The sequence below is a fragment of the Cupriavidus sp. 8B genome (genome assembly GCF_054589115.1).
Genome location: NZ_BAAILO010000412.1, coordinates 134634 through 151009, shown reverse-complemented (window position 1 = coordinate 151009; position 16376 = coordinate 134634). Strand labels below are relative to the sequence as shown.

Annotated in this window: 13 protein-coding genes; 3 read left to right on the top strand and 10 right to left on the bottom strand. The window is 62.1% G+C overall.

Annotated elements, in window-relative coordinates:
- Nucleotides 1-937 precede the first annotated feature (937 nt).
- The 7 genes from ACYP5B_RS39390 to ACYP5B_RS39360 form a co-directional block, all read right to left on the bottom strand.
- A complete protein-coding gene (locus ACYP5B_RS39390; protein WP_400096410.1) occupies nt 938-2185 on the bottom strand; it encodes a CaiB/BaiF CoA transferase family protein in 1248 nt (415 codons plus the stop codon).
- 64 nt (nt 2186-2249) lie between these two features.
- Nucleotides 2250-2885 (bottom strand): flavin reductase family protein, encoded by a 636-nt coding sequence (locus ACYP5B_RS39385; protein WP_318233154.1) that lies wholly within the window; start codon nt 2883-2885, stop codon nt 2250-2252.
- Nucleotides 2886-2954: 69 nt separating this feature from the next.
- Nucleotides 2955-4175 (bottom strand): CaiB/BaiF CoA transferase family protein, encoded by a 1221-nt coding sequence (locus tag ACYP5B_RS39380; RefSeq protein WP_459573231.1) that lies wholly within the window; start codon nt 4173-4175, stop codon nt 2955-2957.
- A 70-nt stretch (nt 4176-4245) separates the two neighbouring features.
- Nucleotides 4246-5610 (bottom strand): MFS transporter, encoded by a 1365-nt coding sequence (locus tag ACYP5B_RS39375; RefSeq protein ID WP_459573230.1) that lies wholly within the window; start codon nt 5608-5610, stop codon nt 4246-4248.
- 88 nt (nt 5611-5698) lie between these two features.
- A complete protein-coding gene (fahA, locus tag ACYP5B_RS39370; protein ID WP_459573229.1) occupies nt 5699-7015 on the bottom strand; it encodes a fumarylacetoacetase in 1317 nt (438 codons plus the stop codon).
- Nucleotides 7005-8240, bottom strand: a complete 1236-nt coding sequence (locus tag ACYP5B_RS39365) for a CaiB/BaiF CoA transferase family protein (RefSeq protein WP_318233150.1) — start codon at nt 8238-8240, stop codon at nt 7005-7007. Before ACYP5B_RS39365 ends, fahA begins: the two co-directional genes overlap by 11 nt.
- Nucleotides 8241-8242: 2 nt before the next feature.
- Nucleotides 8243-9007, bottom strand: a complete 765-nt coding sequence (locus ACYP5B_RS39360; RefSeq protein ID WP_459573227.1) for an enoyl-CoA hydratase/isomerase family protein — start codon at nt 9005-9007, stop codon at nt 8243-8245.
- 294 nt (nt 9008-9301) lie between these two features.
- On the opposite strand from ACYP5B_RS39360, the gene ACYP5B_RS39355 reads away from it, so the two are divergent.
- Together ACYP5B_RS39355 and ACYP5B_RS39350 are read left to right on the top strand one after the other, a co-directional pair.
- Complete coding sequence (locus ACYP5B_RS39355; protein WP_459573226.1) at nt 9302-9988, top strand: TetR/AcrR family transcriptional regulator; 687 nt, start codon at nt 9302-9304, stop codon at nt 9986-9988.
- Between the two features lie 117 nt (nt 9989-10105).
- Complete coding sequence (locus ACYP5B_RS39350; RefSeq protein ID WP_459573225.1) at nt 10106-11107, top strand: tripartite tricarboxylate transporter substrate binding protein; 1002 nt, start codon at nt 10106-10108, stop codon at nt 11105-11107.
- Between the two features lie 1113 nt (nt 11108-12220).
- Here the strand turns inward: ACYP5B_RS39350 and ACYP5B_RS39345 are convergent.
- Nucleotides 12221-13114, bottom strand: coding sequence for an isocitrate lyase/PEP mutase family protein (locus ACYP5B_RS39345; RefSeq protein ID WP_459573224.1), 894 nt, complete (start codon nt 13112-13114; stop codon nt 12221-12223).
- A 41-nt stretch (nt 13115-13155) separates the two neighbouring features.
- On the bottom strand, nt 13156-14154 hold the full coding sequence (locus ACYP5B_RS39340; protein ID WP_459573223.1) for a tripartite tricarboxylate transporter substrate binding protein: 999 nt from the start codon (nt 14152-14154) through the stop codon (nt 13156-13158).
- Nucleotides 14155-14309: 155 nt separating this feature from the next.
- Between ACYP5B_RS39340 and ACYP5B_RS39335 the strand changes: the two genes are divergently transcribed.
- On the top strand, nt 14310-15257 hold the full coding sequence (locus ACYP5B_RS39335; RefSeq protein ID WP_459573222.1) for a LysR family transcriptional regulator: 948 nt from the start codon (nt 14310-14312) through the stop codon (nt 15255-15257).
- Between the two features lie 7 nt (nt 15258-15264).
- Here the strand turns inward: ACYP5B_RS39335 and ACYP5B_RS39330 are convergent, their stop codons facing one another.
- Nucleotides 15265-16374, bottom strand: a complete 1110-nt coding sequence (locus tag ACYP5B_RS39330) for a mandelate racemase/muconate lactonizing enzyme family protein (protein ID WP_459573221.1) — start codon at nt 16372-16374, stop codon at nt 15265-15267.
- Nucleotides 16375-16376 lie beyond the last annotated feature (2 nt).

Genomic DNA, 16376 nt, shown 5'->3' with positions numbered 1-16376 from the left:
AAAGCGATCCTTGCAGGAGGCTGGCGTGGCGTCATTGGGAATCCCAATGGTTTCGTCGTACGGCCCTGGGTGCTAATGGACTCGTGCCGTTACCAGCTTAGATCATCACGACGCTGCCAATGCCCAGGGTTTCGTGGTGGCCCCCACCGGTAGCCACCACCACGAATTTCAAGCCGTCTGTCGCTCGCGGTGCGAGCGGCCACGAAGTTGCATGCGTCCCGTTTTCGTCGTGGGCGCGGTGGCACCGCCAGAATAGTTTTGAGGGATTCACCACCGCGCCCACCCCACCACGAAACCATCGCGATGTGATATATAGTGGCGCTTTGCGCCGGTACCGGCAGATGGGTGAATTGGCAGGGATGCTGCTACCGGGGGCCTCACCACAAAACCAGCGTCATTAACAGGATCGTGGCCATTCAAACCGGTAACGGCACGAGTCAATTAAAACCCGGGGCCTAACGACGAAACCACCGGGCTACGTAACCCCAATAAGCCGGCCTCCTGCAAGGATCGCTTTCTTTTGGTTACTTTTCTTTACGAGTAAAGAAAAGTGACATCTCACACGTTCCAACACGGCCAACACCGTACAGCCGCGACAGCAGCTAGAAGCATCAAAACCCCGCCCTAAAGAGCGACGCCGGGATACCTCCGCAAACGCACCATCGATGCAAGTTGAGACCGCTCGTCTTCCCTCAACACCAGATCCCAGCTTCGGTCGTCCCATTGGCATGTTGGCATCTCCCATTCGTCGATACCAACATCCTACAAAAATATAGATCCGCTCACAACGGAACGGGACACTAGCTTCCACATCCCCGACAAAGGATGCCCATGTCTCATCTGACGGTCCGCTTTGACAATGGCCTTGCCACCATCGTCCCGGATCGCCCTCCGGCTTGCGCTCGTGGGACTGCTTGACCGGATTGTTCAAGCGGATTCAGCCCTGGGGCGGCGCTTCCGGCAGCGTGAGCACGCCCTTGGCGCACAGCTCCTGCAGCCGTTCGTCGCTCATCGAAAGCAGCCGGCGCAGCACGTCGCGCGTACCCTCTCCCAACGTGGGCGGCGCGTTACGGATAGGCAGACGCTGGCCGTCAAGGCGGTAAGGCGGCGCGAACACCGGCGTACTGTTCGACACCGGGTGCGGCATGTCGCGCAGCAGGCCGCCCAGGCGCGTGCGCTCACTGGTCAGCGCCTCGTGCAGGCCGGCCACCTTGCCACACGGAATGCCGCAGGCCGTCATGCGCTGGAGCAGCAGGTCGCGCGCAAAGCTGCGAATCAGCCCCGTAAGCAGTGGCGTCAACGTAAGCCGGTTCCTGGTACGCTCCACACCGGTCGCAAAGCGGGGGTCCTCGACGATATCGGGGCGCTGGATGACTTGGCGGCAGAACTTGTCGAACTGGGCGTTATTGCCCACGGCGATGATTAGCGGACCGTCGGCGGCCTCGAACATGCCATAGGGAACGATGGAGGGATGGGCGTTGCCATAGCGCGCGGGATCATGCCCGAGAAGCATCGCATCCAATCCGTAGTAGCCGGTGACCATGATGCCGCAGTCGTAAAGCGCCATCTCGATGAGCCTGCCGCGACCTGTGCGTTCGCGGCGAAACAGCGCGGCCAGCACGGCTTGCGCCGCGTACATGCCGGTCATCATGTCGACCACGGCCACGCCGAACTTGAGCGGCGGCTGCCCGGCCTCGCCGTTCAGGGCCATCAGCCCCGCTTCGCCCTGGATAACCAGGTCGTAGCCGGGGCGCGTGGCCTCGGGGCCGCTGCTGTCATAGCCGGCCACTGCGCAGTAGATGAGGTCGGGCCTGAAGGCCTTGAGCCGCTCGTAGCCCAGACCCAGCTTTTCGGCGCCGCCAGTCTTGAAGTTGTGGATCACCACATCGAATTGCGGCAGCAAGTCATGGATGATCTGTACGCCTTCCGGGCTTTGCAGGTCCACCGTGATGGACCGCTTGTTGCGGTTCATGCTGTTGTAGTAGGTCGTCTCGGTCTTGCCGATGCGCATGCCCCAGTCGCGCGTGTCGTCGCCGCGCCCCGGGTGTTCGACCTTGACCACCTCGGCACCAAAGTCAGCAAGCACCTGGCCGCACAGCGGACCGGCGAACACGCGCGAGAGATCGAGCACGCGCACGCCTTCGAGCGGGAAGTCGATGTCCCGGGATGGTTCGATAAAGGTCATAGGTTTGTCTGCCAGGCGCACGCAGCGACGAGCGCTCTGTGCCACCCGAAAATTCCTGGTTCACTCAGCCGCGCGGCGCATCGTCAGCGCTCTTGCGGATGTGTTCGGGCACCGGCACCCCAAAGCGGCTATCAACAGTGCAATAGTCCACGGCGAGCCGCCCGACCGGCTTCATGGCGGCGATGTCAATCCCGCCGCGATCGCGCCAGACGTCATCGTCGATATGGAAGCGGACAATCTTCCCAAAAATCACCTGATCGCCAACATCACCCACTCGGATGACTCGGTCGAATACGCACTCCATCGCAACTCGCGCGCCTGCAACGCGCGGTACGCTCACGAGCTCTCCAGGCTCCTTTCCAAGGTTCGCAACTTCGAACTCGTCGACTTCGGGTGGATGATCGACCGCAGTCAGATGCATCTTCTCAACAAGTTCCAGTGATACGACATGGACGACGAATGCCTCCGTACTGAGTATGTTACGGAGAGTATCCTTGGAATTCTGGTCGCCCTTGGAAAGAATCGAAATGCTGACGATCGGAGGATTCCTCGACACCACTGTAAAGAATGAAAATGGCGCAAGATTCGCTGTGCCGTCTCCCGCCACGCTGGAGATCCAGCCTATGGGTCGAGGAACCACGACGCCCTTGAGAATCCTATAGATCGTATCCGTATCAAGTACGCGAGGATCGATTTTCACATGCGCTCCTTGCAGCCGGTACTCCTTCGCTCAACCGAGAAGGATCGACATGCTCTCCGAAACACTTCATCAAACTACTGATTGCCCGCGCAAACGCTCAATGACGTGATCGTCGTAGCCAAGCACAGTCTTCAGAACGCTTTCCGTATGCTCGCCAAGCATCGGCGGATGCAAAACCGTCTCAGGCGGCGTAACGCTCATTCTGACCGGGTTCCGCACCAGGTGAACGGTACCGCCGAGCGGATGCCCGGTCTCCACCTTCAGGCCTCGCGCCCTCACCTGCTCGTTCTCGAACACTTCCGCCAGATCATTGATGGGACCACATGGCACGCCCTCTTCTTCCAGCAGCGCAATCCACTGATGCTTGCCGCGCGTGCGAACCATTTCTGCCAGGAGCGGCACAAGCGTGTCCCGGTTGAGCACGCGCGCCGGGTTGGTCGAGAAACGTACGTCATCCGCCAGCTCGCCCCTGCTGCCGGCCTGAACAAACTTCCTATACTGGCCGTCGTTTCCAACAGCAACAATGATCCAGCCATCGCTCGCCTCGAACGCCTGGTAGGGGACGATCGTCGCGTGCGCATTGCCCCAACGCTTCGGCGCAGTGCCGCTCGTCAGGAAGCTCGCACTCACATTGGCCAGCATCGCCACCTGCACATCCAGCAGCGCAAGGTCGATGTACTGTCCCTCCCCCGTACGATCACGGTGTGCCAACGCCGCGAGCACTGCAGCAGTCGCGTACATGCCCGTCATCAGATCTGCAATCGCAACTCCCGCCTTCTGGGGTCCCCCGCCCGGGCGGCCATCGTGTTCACCCGTGACGCTCATGAAGCCGCCCAAACCCTGAACGATGAAATCGTAGCCGGCTCGCGAGGCATATGGCCCGGTCTGCCCGAAACCGGTAATGGAGCAATAGATGAGGTCTGGCTTGATTGCCTTCAGTGACGCGTAGTCGAGCCCATACTTCTCCAACTGGCCGACCTTGTAGTTCTCCAGAATGACATCGCTCCGGGCCGCGAGTTGGCGCACGATCGCTTGCCCCTCCGGTGTGGCAATGTCGACCGTCACCGATCGCTTGTTCCGGTTGGCAGCGAGGTAGTAGGCGGCCTCGCGTGTCTCTTCCCCGTCCGGTGTCTTGAGGTACGGCGGCCCCCAGTGGCGCGTGTCGTCCCCAACGTTCGGGCGCTCAATCTTGATGACATCGGCCCCAAAGTCGGCGAGCGTCTGGGCACACCAAGGCCCGGCAAGAACACGCGTGAGATCCAGCACGCGGATGTGTTTGAGTGCACCCATTTGAGGCTATTCCTGTTGATTGAAATTCACTGTTCGAACCACTCGCCAAGCCACTCGCGTCTGCTGGCGCTCACGCGGGCTCCGACTCTGACATGCGCACGGCCGATTGCTGCCTGCGAACCAGGAGTGGTACGCCAACCAGGAGGATGGCCGCTGCCAACGCCTGGACACCCGCAGCGGAGAAGAAACCACTGGCATAGGTGCCGGAGATATCGCGCACGTAGCCGATCAACCACGGCGTCAGAAACCCTGCGACATTGGCAATCGAACTGATGAGCGGCACGCCCAGTGTCGCGGCCTTGCTGTCCATGAAGCGCACCGGGATCTGCCAGAACAGAGAGATTCCGGCACCTGTGCCCGCCAAGGCGAGAACCAGTGTGGTGAACGTCGCGACACGGTTGTCGTGCCAGACGAGCGCCAGCACCACGATGCTGGAGACGCTGACGGCCGACGCAATCACGCAAGCCAGACGGATGTCCTGATATCGGCTAACGAAAGACGAGAATGCTATGTTGCCGACGGCGCCGAGTACGCAAATCGCAGCGATCACGTTGCCGATCGCGCCGTACCCACCGAAGCCGGCCTCGCTCAGGATTGTCGGTGTAAAGAAGCTCAGTGCGGCATTGGACGTCAAGATCCCGAAATAGGTTGCCGCGAGTACCCAGGTGACCGGATTGCTCAGCAATGACGTCGATCTCGTAGCCGGAGAGATAAACCGCTTACGGTCGCGCTCCAGGTCCATCCGGATAAGGCGCCTCTGCTCTACTGATAGCCAACGTGCGGCATCCGGGCCATCGGGAAGGATGGCGAACACCACGCCGGAAAGCAGTATCGTCGGAACAGCCTGCACAAGGAACATCCATCGCCACCCGGCAAGGCCCCAAAGTCCGGTCATGTGGTCAAGCACAAAGCCGCCGGTCAGCCCGACGGCAACCGTCGAGCAGATCGCCGCAGAATGAAAGATGCTGAAGTTCCGCGTGCGTCGCTGCGTGGGGAACCACTGGTTCAGGTAAAGAATGACACCCGGATAAAACCCCGCCTCGAAAGCGCCAAGCAAGAACCGTAGTGCGTAGAACATGGAGGTGGATTTGACAAACATCATGGCGACACTGGTTACTCCCCAACCGAGAGCAATCGCCGAGATCGTTGCCCGTGCGCCGACGCGACTCTGGATCATCGAACTCGGCACGCCCATTACCACATAACCGAGGAAGAACAACCCCGCACCAAATCCATAGACGGTCTCGCTGAAGCCCAGGTCCGGCAGCATCTGCAACTTCGCGAATGCTACGTTCGCCCGGTCCACCCACGCCAACATCCATAGAGCGAACAGGATCGGCAAGATACGCCATTCGGACGACCTATACGCGTTGCGCAATGCGGAATCAGCGTCGACTCCGGCCGCTGGCGCATCCGCTTCGAACGACGAGTTCATGACAATGTCTCCTTGTGAGGCGTCCCAGGCTGGGTGCCGCCTCAATTGATATCTATGGCTCCGATCGGCAGCGCGCGTGCTGGCGCGCTCACTCCCACTTGGCCGGAAGGACCTCACCGCGGTTCTCACCGAAGCCGATCCGCGCGTATCCCGGCCGCTCGCACCAACCCGTCATCACCACGACATCGCCATCTTCGAGAAAAGACCGGGTCTCTCCGGTGCGTAACTGGATGGGCGCACGCCCCGCTTTGGTCAGTTCGATGAGCGCGCCTGCCTCTGCGGGCGACGGACCCGAAATGGTTCCACTGCCCAGCAGGTCACCGCTTCTCAAGTTGCACCCCCCTACGGTGTGATGGGCAACCATCTGCGCGACGGTCCAATACTGGTGACGAAAGCTTGTTCGTGAAACGGGCGTGGGAGGAACATCGCTGAGGCGATGGCTCTTCGTTTCCAGCGCAACCCCGAGCTGAATATCGATCGCACCGCTTTCCAGCGTGTCCGATGAAGTCAGGTACGGGAGCGGCGACGGGTCGCCGGATGGCCTCTCCCACGCAACGCGAAACGGAGCGAGCGCATCCATCGTGACAATCCACGGGGAAAGCGTCGTGGCGAAGTTCTTGGCGAGAAATGGCCCTAACGGGGCCGATTCCCAGGACTGAATGTCGCGCGCCGACCAATCGTTGAGCAGGCATAGCCCAAACACGTGCTCATCGGCCTTGTCGACGGGAATGCGCTTGCCCTGCTCGTTGCCCACCCCGATGAAGATGCCCAGTTCCAGTTCATAGTCGAGTCGGGCGCTGGGTCCCAGCACGGGGCCTTCACCTACCACCACGCGTTGGCCGAACGGCCTTCGAACCGTCTGTCCCGATGTGCCAATGCTCGACACGCGACCGTGATAGGCTACCGGCATCCATTGGAAGTTTGGCGACAGGATGCCGTCCGGCCGCAACAACTTGACGATGTTGCGCGCGTGATCAATGGATGTATAGAAATCCGTGTAGTCGCCGATCTGCGCGGGCAAGCCATATTCGACCTCTGCCTGCGGCACCAGCGACCGCCTGAGCAAGTCGATTCCGACCTTCACGCGCGCGTCAAAGCACTCAAAAAGTGCATGACGCAACGCACGCCACGCACCTGGCCCCATGGCTAAGAAGTCATTGAGCGTGGATTGCATGCACGCGCGGGCAGCCTGTTCGGCGAGGCCGGACAGGGTCCCGCCTTGCACCAGCGCGGCGAGGTCGATCACCTGGTCACCGAGCGCGACGCCACCCCGGAATGCCTCGCCAGTGCCCAGCCGGCGAAAGACGGCAAACGGCAGGTTCTGCAGCGGGAACGGCGTGCCGTCCTGGTTCGCCGATTCCAGCCAGCTTCGCGCGGCAGGGTCGTGCGTATGATCAAGCTTCATCAAAGTCCCCGCGCAGGCTCTTCCGGCTCAGCAGGATCCGGCGCTCCCGCAGCGACTGGATCTTCGCCGGCTCCATGTTGCGCTCGCTCAGCAGCTCAATGTTGTGCTCGCCCTGGAATGCCGGAATGCCCGGAGCCGGCAGCGTTGCCGTGCTGAAGCGCCACGGCGGGCCGGGCATCCGCATTGTCCCTCCGGTGCGGTCGTCAACCTCCACGATTGCGCCCCAGTGCTGCGCCCACTCCGACTCCGCAAGTTCGCTCGTGGAGCGCACAACGCCAATGGCAAGTCCTTGCTCGCTGACCTGTGCCTGCAGTTCGTCGAGGTCGTTGAACGTGAGGATCCACGCCCTGACCTCTGCAAGCAGCGCCTCCAGGTTCTGCCTGCGTAGCGGCGCGCTGGCAAAACGCGGATCCAGCAGCAGGTCGGTCCGGCGCATCATCGAGCAATAGCGAAGGAACATGGGTGAGTAGATCGGGCTTGCCGCGATCGTCACCTGACGCCCGCCGGGAAGCGGGAAGATGTGGGACTCCGGTGCGCTTAGCGCGGGGGGCTCGCCGTTGGTGTCGACCCCCGAGAGCTGTGCACCGGCGCGCTCATTGACGGCGAGCATGGTGGCCGCCATCGACACGTCGACATGCTGCCCTTCGCCAGTCCGATTTCGATGCTGCAATGCCGCCAGGACAGCGATCGCACCGTGCAGCCCCGTATAAACGTCGGCGTGGCTGCACGCATCGTTGCGCAATGCGTCGGCTTCAAATCCATAGTGCTCGCGCAGAATGTCCGTCAGGCCGGTCTCGGCCTGCACCGTCGGCGCAAAGGCGGGGCGATTCTTCCATGGACCAGTTTGCCCATACCCGCTCATCGAAACATAAACGACGGTCGGATTGAACTCTCGCACCTGCTCATATCCGAGGCCAAAGCGCGTGAGCGTACCGGGTCGGAAGTTCTCGACAATGATATCGGCTTCGCGGCACAGATCGGTCACGATCTCGCGAGCCTCTGGCCAGTTCAGGTCGAGACTCAGATTGCGCTTACCCGCATTCTGCTGCGCGTAGTACACGGACATCGTGCCGATGTGCGGCACGCCACCACGGCCGGTATCGCCGCCGGGCGGCTCAATCTTGATCACTTCGGCGCCCAGGTCGCGCAACGTCTTGGTGCAAAGCGGGCCAGCAAGAACCCGTGTGAAGTCAATAACCTTCAGTCCATCCAGTGGAGCGCCCATGATCAGTTCCCCTCGAAGACGGCCGAGCCGGGACCGGATTTCGCAAAAGCCTGAAGACCGCGCTTCTGGTCGGCGCTGGCCCACATCATGTTACTGATCTCGGTCTGATGGGCATCGGCCCCGGCGATACCGCTGCGCGCCGAGTAGTTGGCCAGCTGCTTGATGCCCTTGAGTGCCACGGTCGGACCGGCCGCCAACTGGCGCGCCCATGACATCGATACCGCAGGCAGGTCGGCTTCGGCCGTCACAAGGTTGATGACACCCCAGCGCTCAAGCACTGCGGGGTCGTGCCGCCGGCCGAACATGGCCATCTCCTTGGCACGCGCGGGACCGACGCGCTGGACAACACGCTGGACACCCCCGAGCAGCGGCAGCAGGCCAAGGGATGCCTCGGCCATGCCGAAGAATGCCGTGTCCGCGGCCACGATCATGTCGCAGGTCAGCGCGAGTTCGACACCGCCGCCGAGTGCCCCCCCGTGCACCGCTGCGACGGTGGGAATAGGCACGTTCTCGAGTGCGTCGAGCAAGGCATCGAATCCGGCCTGGTCGCGTCGCCGCCCCCCCCCGGCAAAGCCGGCTACGTCCGCGCCGGCGCAAAAGTGGCGCATCTCGCTGCGCAGCAGGATGGACCGACAGCCTTGTTCCACCGCATTGGTGTAAGCACTCAGAAGAGCCTTCAGGAAGGTGTCTTCGATCAGGTTGTGGGGCGGCTTCGCCATTGTGACGACGCCAACTGCGCCATCCTTTTCAAACACGACAGTGCTCATTTTTTGTCCTGAATGGAAGGCCGGATTGTGCCGGCATGTTGCTCACGAGATCAGTTCGATGAAGACGTCGCAAACGCAGATCGTCGCCACGTGCAACCAATATTAACAGTGTTAACATGAGCCGCTATCAGGGTATTCCCGGGTCGATTGACGGATGTAGCGAGTGAGTACCCTACCGCTTTACTTTCTGCGCCGTCTCGAGCGCACAGCCGGCCGCGCCGGAATCCTCTACGTTATTGCGCGCAGGCCACGCCTATAATCTGCCCTTCCGACTGACCAGACCCTGTCGACATCGTGACTGCCAAATCGCCTGCCCCCGCCGCCGCGCCTTACCACCATGGCAACCTGCGCAATGCACTGATTGCCGAGGGACGTCGCGCGCTCGAGGAAATCGGTGCGCGGGAATTGAGCCTCCGATACCTGGCGCGTGCTGTGGGCGTCTCCGAGGCCGCCCCCTCCCGACACTTTGCAGGCAAGGAAGGACTGCTGGCCGCCATTGCCGCGGACGGATTTCGCGAGTTGGCCGCCTTGCGCATGGAGATCCTGGCGTCAGATGACACGCCAATGTCCACGGCATACCGGATGATGCGAACCTACGTGGAATTCGCCAAACGCCACAAGGGACTGTTCGACTTGATGATCGGGCCACGCCTGGTTGCGCGCGATTCATATCCGGAGCTGACCGAACAAAACATGAAGTCCTTCAGCCTGTTCGCGTCATCTGTCGAGAGAGTCGCGATCGACAGTGGCTGGCCGAAACGATCTCTCACGCTTGTCACCCATGCAGCCTGGAGCACGGAACATGGGCTCGCCACACTAATCCTGTCGGACCGCGTACCGAGATCAGATCTGCCGGTCCAAGTGGAGCAGATGATTGAGTTCTCAATCACCCTGTTCCTCAGCGCCGTGATGAGCGGGCCGGAGCATCTCCAACGGATCATCGAACAGCTACCCGCTTCGCGCAAACACATTGCGGCGTAGCGCCGCCGAAGCCATCTGAACCAGAACGATCGGTAACAGGCGTTCAAAATTAGTCCTTGGCACCCCAAAGTTAACGCTGCTAACATAGTCGCATACCGACTATGAGGAGACAAGACTATGGCCATTCAATGGACGCGCCGACGCCTGCTGCGAGCCGCATTTGGATCTGTGCCGGCCCTGTGGTACCCATCCCTTCTCCTGGCAGAAACCCGTTACCCCAACAAGCCAATCGTCATCAAGGTCGCATTTCCGGCTGGGGGGCCCGCGGACGCCTCGATTCGCGCTGCGGCGGTGGTCTTGCAGAAGAATCTCGGGCAGAACGTTCTTGCGGATAACTTGCCAGGGGCAAGCGGATCCATATGCGCGATGAACGTGCTCCGGAGTCCGAGCGACGGCTATACGCTGTTGGGCACCACAGGCATTGACTTCCTTGTGGCGCCGCTTAGCGTCGCGTCCGCCAAGTATCGACCCGACAGCTTCAAGCTTCTTGGCTTGACGGGCATGTCTGACTTCATCCTTGTCTCGAGCCCCGCCCTGTCGTTCAAAAACGTCGACGAAGTCATTGCCTATACGAAGAACCCGGCCAATCGCAAGCTCTCGATTGCGCATTGGGGGCCCGGCTCGGCGCCCCACCTGGTCGGTGCGGACTTTCAAGCCAGAACAGGCATTCAACTCCTGGAGGTTCCCTATAAAGGCGCGGCGCCGGTGACGAATGACATCGCTGGCGCGCAAATCGACCTGACCTTCATTCCCATGGGCGGCCCTACATTGGGAATGATCAAGACGGGGCGATTCAAACCCATCGGCGTGGCCAGCAAACGGCGCAATCCGTCCTTGCCCGACGTGCCCGCACTTGCAGAGAGCAAACACCTTTCTGATTTCGAGCACAGTCAATGGGCTGCAGTGCTAGCCCCACCCGACACCCCCGCCCCCTTGGTGACACGCCTGAACGAAGCCATGAATGCGTGGCTCGTCAGTCCCGAGAACCGCCTTCGCGTTGAAACCAACCTTCAACGGACATTGGAACCCATGACGGTGGCCCAAGCTCAAGCCTTCCTGAAGTCCGAGCACGCGAAGTTCACACGTATTGCACAAAATCTCAAGCTCGGTCCTCAATAGGCAGACGTAAAAGAATGGTTCAACGCCAACGCCGTCTCGCATGAAATCGTTAGCCCCAGTGCGCAGCCCGCAGGCACAGCGCTATGGCGCGGAGGTAAAAACGGTCAATGCCGCGCGGGAATCGGATGCCACAGCGTCGATCATGGCAGCGCCTTCTTCATATTGATTCGCCAAAACGAGAAGAATTGCCAGAGTGTATGCACCCTTAGTTCGGTTCACACACCTTCGCACCTGGAACCTTGGACGCCGATGACTTCAATTTAATTGTGTGGGGACCCGCGATATCCGTCGTGGGATAGGTCGTGATCGTCAACGTATTCCCGTCTATTTGATACTCTGCACGGCGCTTCCGTCCTACAAGTTCCGGAAAGGCCTTGTGTTCAATAACCTCGGCTATGTAGACGCCGGGGGAGGGGATATAGTATGAATAGACGATTCGGTCTGGACGGCCAACGCACTCCAACACTATTCGATCTTCACTAATTTCAGTCGCACACTTTCCCTTTCCTTCCCTGCTCGTTCCATCGGAAAAATAGGCGATGCCCTTTTCGGAACGCCAGCACCCCAGCAGGGATGGATCAGACACGTGGGCAGGATGTTGAGCAAGCGCCGCCGTACTTAGTGTTGAGGAAGTCAGGAAAACGCAGAGAAGCCGGTAAGCTGACGAATCTGACGGACGCCGGCGCTGGCACGCAAGGGTCCATGTCCCGCGGGCGTTCATGGAAGCCTCCTTCTTATTCTTCAACCGTCAGCGCTATTGGCCCGCCGCATCGCGGCTTGCGACGATTTGCTGGCCGGGGCGGGAGCAGCGCGCCCCCCATATAAGAGGGAAGCGCTGCGTCAACAGGCGCTGCCGGCACCAGGTTAGCGACTGCATAATCATCCAGTCTGTCGATAACTAGCGCCGACACAGTCTGTTAACGAGATACTTGGATTGTGTAGCCGAGTCGTGAAGCCGGGTATGGGGCAACCCCCTACTGACGCGGGAGGGCCAACCCCTCACAAATGAGGTCATCTCAGAGGCCAAGGAGCATCTGGGGCTGTTACTGCGATCGCGGGCGCGCCCGCCCGGGGGAAGCTCCGGCCTTCGCGGCGTCTCGGGACAAGAGGGCGCTAATGCAGCAGCGCATCCTCGAAGGCGATCTGCTCCGCCGCATCGAACAGCGCCCCAAGGCTGCCCTCGCCCGCTGCCGCCATCCCGTCATCTCTGGCGCCACCCGCCAGCCGCATGGCGTCCAGGCCCCGCCGCATCCCGGCTACCGCCGCACCCGGCAGCAACGTAGTCAGGCTAACCCTGCGCACGCCCAGCGCACGCAACCGCTCCAGTGACACATTCGCGGCGGACGGGCTTGGTGCCAGCCCGGTCCCGGCGCTCAGCGTCACCGGGATATCCAGCGCGCGCACCAGCCGAGCGATATCGTCCTCGGTGCGGGGCGCAATGGGCAGCAGCATGTCAGCGCCCGCCGCCTGGTACGCCCTGGCCCGGAGGATGACCTGCTCGGTGCTTTCACAGGCAAACGCGTCCGTGCGGGCAATGATCATGAAGTTGCTGTCGCGCCGGGCGCGCTGCGCGGCATCGATCTTGGCGACCATCTCGCCGAGCGGCACCACTTCCTTGGGTGCTGCCGAGCCCCAGCGCCTTGGCACCACCTGGTCTTCGATGTTCACGCCGGCCGCACCGGCCTCCTCGAACAACTCCACGGCATAGTGGACGCCGCGCGGGTTGCCATAGCCCGCGTCCGCATCGGCGGTGATGGGAATGGATGCGGCACGGGTCAGCCGCCGGCAGTGCTCCACACATTCCGTCAGCGTGAGCAGGCCGATGTCCGGGACGCCCAGCAGGCTGTACGACAGCATGGCGCCGCTGATGCAGGCACTTTGGTAGCCCGCCTGCTCCACCAGCCGCAGGCTGAAGATATCGTGCACGGCGGGCGCCACCACGAACGCTTCCCGTTGCAGCAGGGTGCGCAGGGATGCGGTCTTTTGAACCGGGGTAATGCGTTGCATGGACTTAGGATCGCGAGGATGGATGGGTAGTCATGGGGTTGTCACTCCTTGGGCATGCTGTCGGCCAGCTTGCGCATCATGGGCTTGCGCGCGGCGATTTCCCGGCCCCAGTCGTCGCCGGGCAGATAGGCCAGCACCGGCGCATCGTTGCCGGCCTTCTTCAGGTACTCGGGATCCTTCAGAGTGGCCCTGACGGCCGCGCGCAGCTTCTCCACGATGGCTGGTGGCACGCCCGCGGGCACCGCAATCCCCCGCTCGGCCGGCATGACGTCGTCAAAGCCTTGCTCCCGGGCCGTCGGCACATCGGGCAGCGAGGCGGCCCGCTTCTCCCCCATCTGCGCGATAATCTTCAGCGGCACGGCCTCCTTGCTCGCATCCTGCAGCTCGCCCGTGGTGACCGCCGCAAAATCGATATGCCCGCCAAACAAAGCCGTCTTGGATTGCGCCGTCCCGTTATAGGGGATGTCGTTGACCTTCACGCCCGCCACGTTCTGCAATTGCAAGAGCGCCAGGTGCCCGTTCGTCCCGACCCCGTTGTGACCGAAAGACAGCGAAGCAGGCTTCTTCTTCAACGCCGCCACCACGTCATTCAGGTTGTTGTACGGGCTGTCCTTGCGCGTCACCAGGATGGTCGGATCGCAAAGAACCCGGGCGACGAGCTGCAGCGCGGCCGGATCGAAGCTGGTCTTCCTGTACAGCGGCGAGAACGCCATGGCCGGCAGGTTGACCACGCCAACGGTGTAGCCGTCCGGCACCGAGCGCATCAGGCTGAGGTTGGAGATCTCGCTGGCGGCGCCGGGCTTGTTCTGCACCACCAGGCTCGCGTTTGCGCCAAGGTAGCGCTGGATGAACGGCGCCATGGTGCGCGCCATGGTATCGGTGCCGCCGCCGGCGGCAAACCCGACATAGACCTGGATGGGATGATCGTTGGGCCACTCAGCCCTGGCCGGGGTCGCCGCCATGCCGGTTGCGAACAGAAGCAACGCGCCTAGTGTATTGATGGTGTGGTGCACCTTGAATGCTTTCAGGCCCTGCCGCATGATCTCTGCCTCTCCAAGCCAATATTGACAATGGCCAGACGATACGTACGTCCCGCGCGAGAAGAAAGCGACAAATCCTCACGGCCCCCAGTGAGATTTTGGAATGTCCGCGCGCTGGCGGGCCATCAAACGCATCGCCAGGCAAAGGCATCGCCATGACACTGAAACAGCTGGAAGCGTTCTACTGGGCCGCAAAACTCGGCAGTTTCTCCGTCGCCGCCGCGCGGCTGAATGTCACGCAGTCGTCGCTGTCAAAGCGCATCGCCGAGCTGGAAGACGACCTGGGAAAGGCCTTGTTCGACCGTACCGGGCAACGCTCGATGATCACCGACGCGGGCGAGCGCCTGCTTGAACACGCCGCCCAGATCCTCGACATCGAAAGCCGCATCCGCTCGGACTTGGGCATGGCTAGCGCGCTGCGCGGGAGCTGCCGCTTCGGCATCAGCGAGCTGGTAGCGTCCACCTGGTTTCCGAGCCTGGTCGCGCGGGTGCGCGAGCTCCATCCGAACCTGGTGCTGGAGCCGCAGGTAGACCTGACGCTCAACCTGGAGCGCAAGCTGGAACGCGGCGAGCTGGATTTCGCGATCATTCCCGGCCCCTGCGCCTCGCCCAACCTGTCGCAGGAGAAAGTCGGCGAGCTGGCGTACAAGTGGATGGCGGCGCCGCAGCGGCTGGCTTCCGGCACCGTCCTCACGCCCCGGCACTTCACCGAGCATCCGGTGATCATGCTCAGCGCGGAAGCGGGCCTCACGCTGGCCATCGAGAAATGGGCGGCGCAGCAGAAGCTGGAGATCCCCAGGGCGCTGGTCTGCAACAGCCTCTCTGCCCTGATTGCGATGGTGATGGCAGGCGTGGGGATCAGCCTTTTCCCGCAGTCCTATGTGGAACCGTTTGTGCGCGCGGGCAAGCTGGCGGAGTTGACGAGCACGCCAGCGCCGCACAACCTGTCTTACTATTTCCAGTGGCGCACTGGGGATACGCGTGCCGTGGTCCGGTCGCTGAAGGCGGTCACGATGGAGGAGGCGGATTTTTCGGCCAGTTCGCCGTTGTGGCCCCAGGCCAAACCAGAAAATGGGCAAGCGAGAGCCGCGCGCGGCGGATAGCCCCGCCCTAGTTCACCCGATACCGTTTCACCATCTCCCAGTCGAGCTGGATATCGAATCCCGGCCCTTGCGGAATCGCCATGATGCCGTCCTTAACGGCGGGCGGATTCACCCACATGCCTGGGAAGATCGGGTCGCGGTCCGGGTCCGGGAAGCACTCCACACAGATCCCGTGCGGCATCGCGCCGAGCATGTGCGAAGCGATCTGCGGCTCCTCGTGGTGGGCCATGCGCACGCCGGCAAGCGCGCAGGCTGCCGCGGCGCGGCGCCACTCGGTGAGGCCGCCGCCCTCCGATGCGTCGAAGTTGATGATGTCCACGGCTTCAGCGTCCAGCAGGCGGCGCACGCCCGCGGCGCTGACTTCGCTCTGGCCCGCGTTGATGGGAATCGATGTGGCGCGCCGCACGGCCGCCATGCCGCGCGCATCGTCATGCCAGTGGCAGGGCTCCTCGAACCACGCAATGTTGTACGGCTCGATCAACCGGGCGAAGCGGGTCGCATCCTGGATGTTCCAGCCACGGTTGGCATCCACCGCGATCAGGAAATCGTCGCCGCCACCCTGCCGCGCATGCTTCACGCGCTCTGCGTCTTCCTCGGGCGATACGCCGCCCACCTTGACCTTGCAACCCGCCATGCCCACCGACTTCAGCCATGCCATTTCGGCGGCCAGGTCGGACGGTGTCTTGCCAGGCAGGTAGTAGCCAGCGATGGCAATGATCGGGATCTCCTGGCGGTAGCCGCCAAGCAGTCGGCACACGTTGATGCCGAGCGACTTGCCCGCCAGGTCCCACACGGCCGTATCCACGCACGCGATCGCGTTCATCACCAGTGGCCGGTCGGGCGCCGCGATGGTCAGCCGGAACAGCTTTTCCCAGATGCGTTCGCAAGCATAGATGGATTCACCGACCAGCAGCGGCGCCATGTCCTGCTCGATCATGCGAGCGATCTCCGGGCCGTGTTCGCGGGGGTCGCCGTTGTACACCTCGCTGACCAGCCCTGAGTTGGTATGGATGCGCGTGATTACCGTCGCGCGGCTGGTGACCCGGTAGGAGCTGCCGGTGAACACTTTGTTGAGCGGGATGCTGACGGCGATTGCCTCGACGCGTTCGATCTTCATGG

Coding starts and splice junctions, on each gene's coding strand:
- ACYP5B_RS39390 (WP_400096410.1), bottom strand. CDS start 2,185: ATGACCTTTATCGAACCATCCCGGGACATCGACTTCCCGCTCGAAGGC.
- ACYP5B_RS39340 (WP_459573223.1), bottom strand. CDS start 14,154: ATGCGGCAGGGCCTGAAAGCATTCAAGGTGCACCACACCATCAATACA.
- ACYP5B_RS39375 (WP_459573230.1), bottom strand. CDS start 5,610: ATGAACTCGTCGTTCGAAGCGGATGCGCCAGCGGCCGGAGTCGACGCT.
- ACYP5B_RS39350 (WP_459573225.1), top strand. CDS start 10,106: ATGGCCATTCAATGGACGCGCCGACGCCTGCTGCGAGCCGCATTTGGA.
- ACYP5B_RS39365 (WP_318233150.1), bottom strand. CDS start 8,240: ATGGGCGCTCCACTGGATGGACTGAAGGTTATTGACTTCACACGGGTT.
- ACYP5B_RS39360 (WP_459573227.1), bottom strand. CDS start 9,007: ATGAGCACTGTCGTGTTTGAAAAGGATGGCGCAGTTGGCGTCGTCACA.
- ACYP5B_RS39345 (WP_459573224.1), bottom strand. CDS start 13,114: ATGCAACGCATTACCCCGGTTCAAAAGACCGCATCCCTGCGCACCCTG.
- ACYP5B_RS39330 (WP_459573221.1), bottom strand. CDS start 16,374: ATGAAGATCGAACGCGTCGAGGCAATCGCCGTCAGCATCCCGCTCAAC.
- fahA (WP_459573229.1), bottom strand. CDS start 7,015: ATGAAGCTTGATCATACGCACGACCCTGCCGCGCGAAGCTGGCTGGAA.
- ACYP5B_RS39380 (WP_459573231.1), bottom strand. CDS start 4,175: ATGGGTGCACTCAAACACATCCGCGTGCTGGATCTCACGCGTGTTCTT.
- ACYP5B_RS39335 (WP_459573222.1), top strand. CDS start 14,310: ATGACACTGAAACAGCTGGAAGCGTTCTACTGGGCCGCAAAACTCGGC.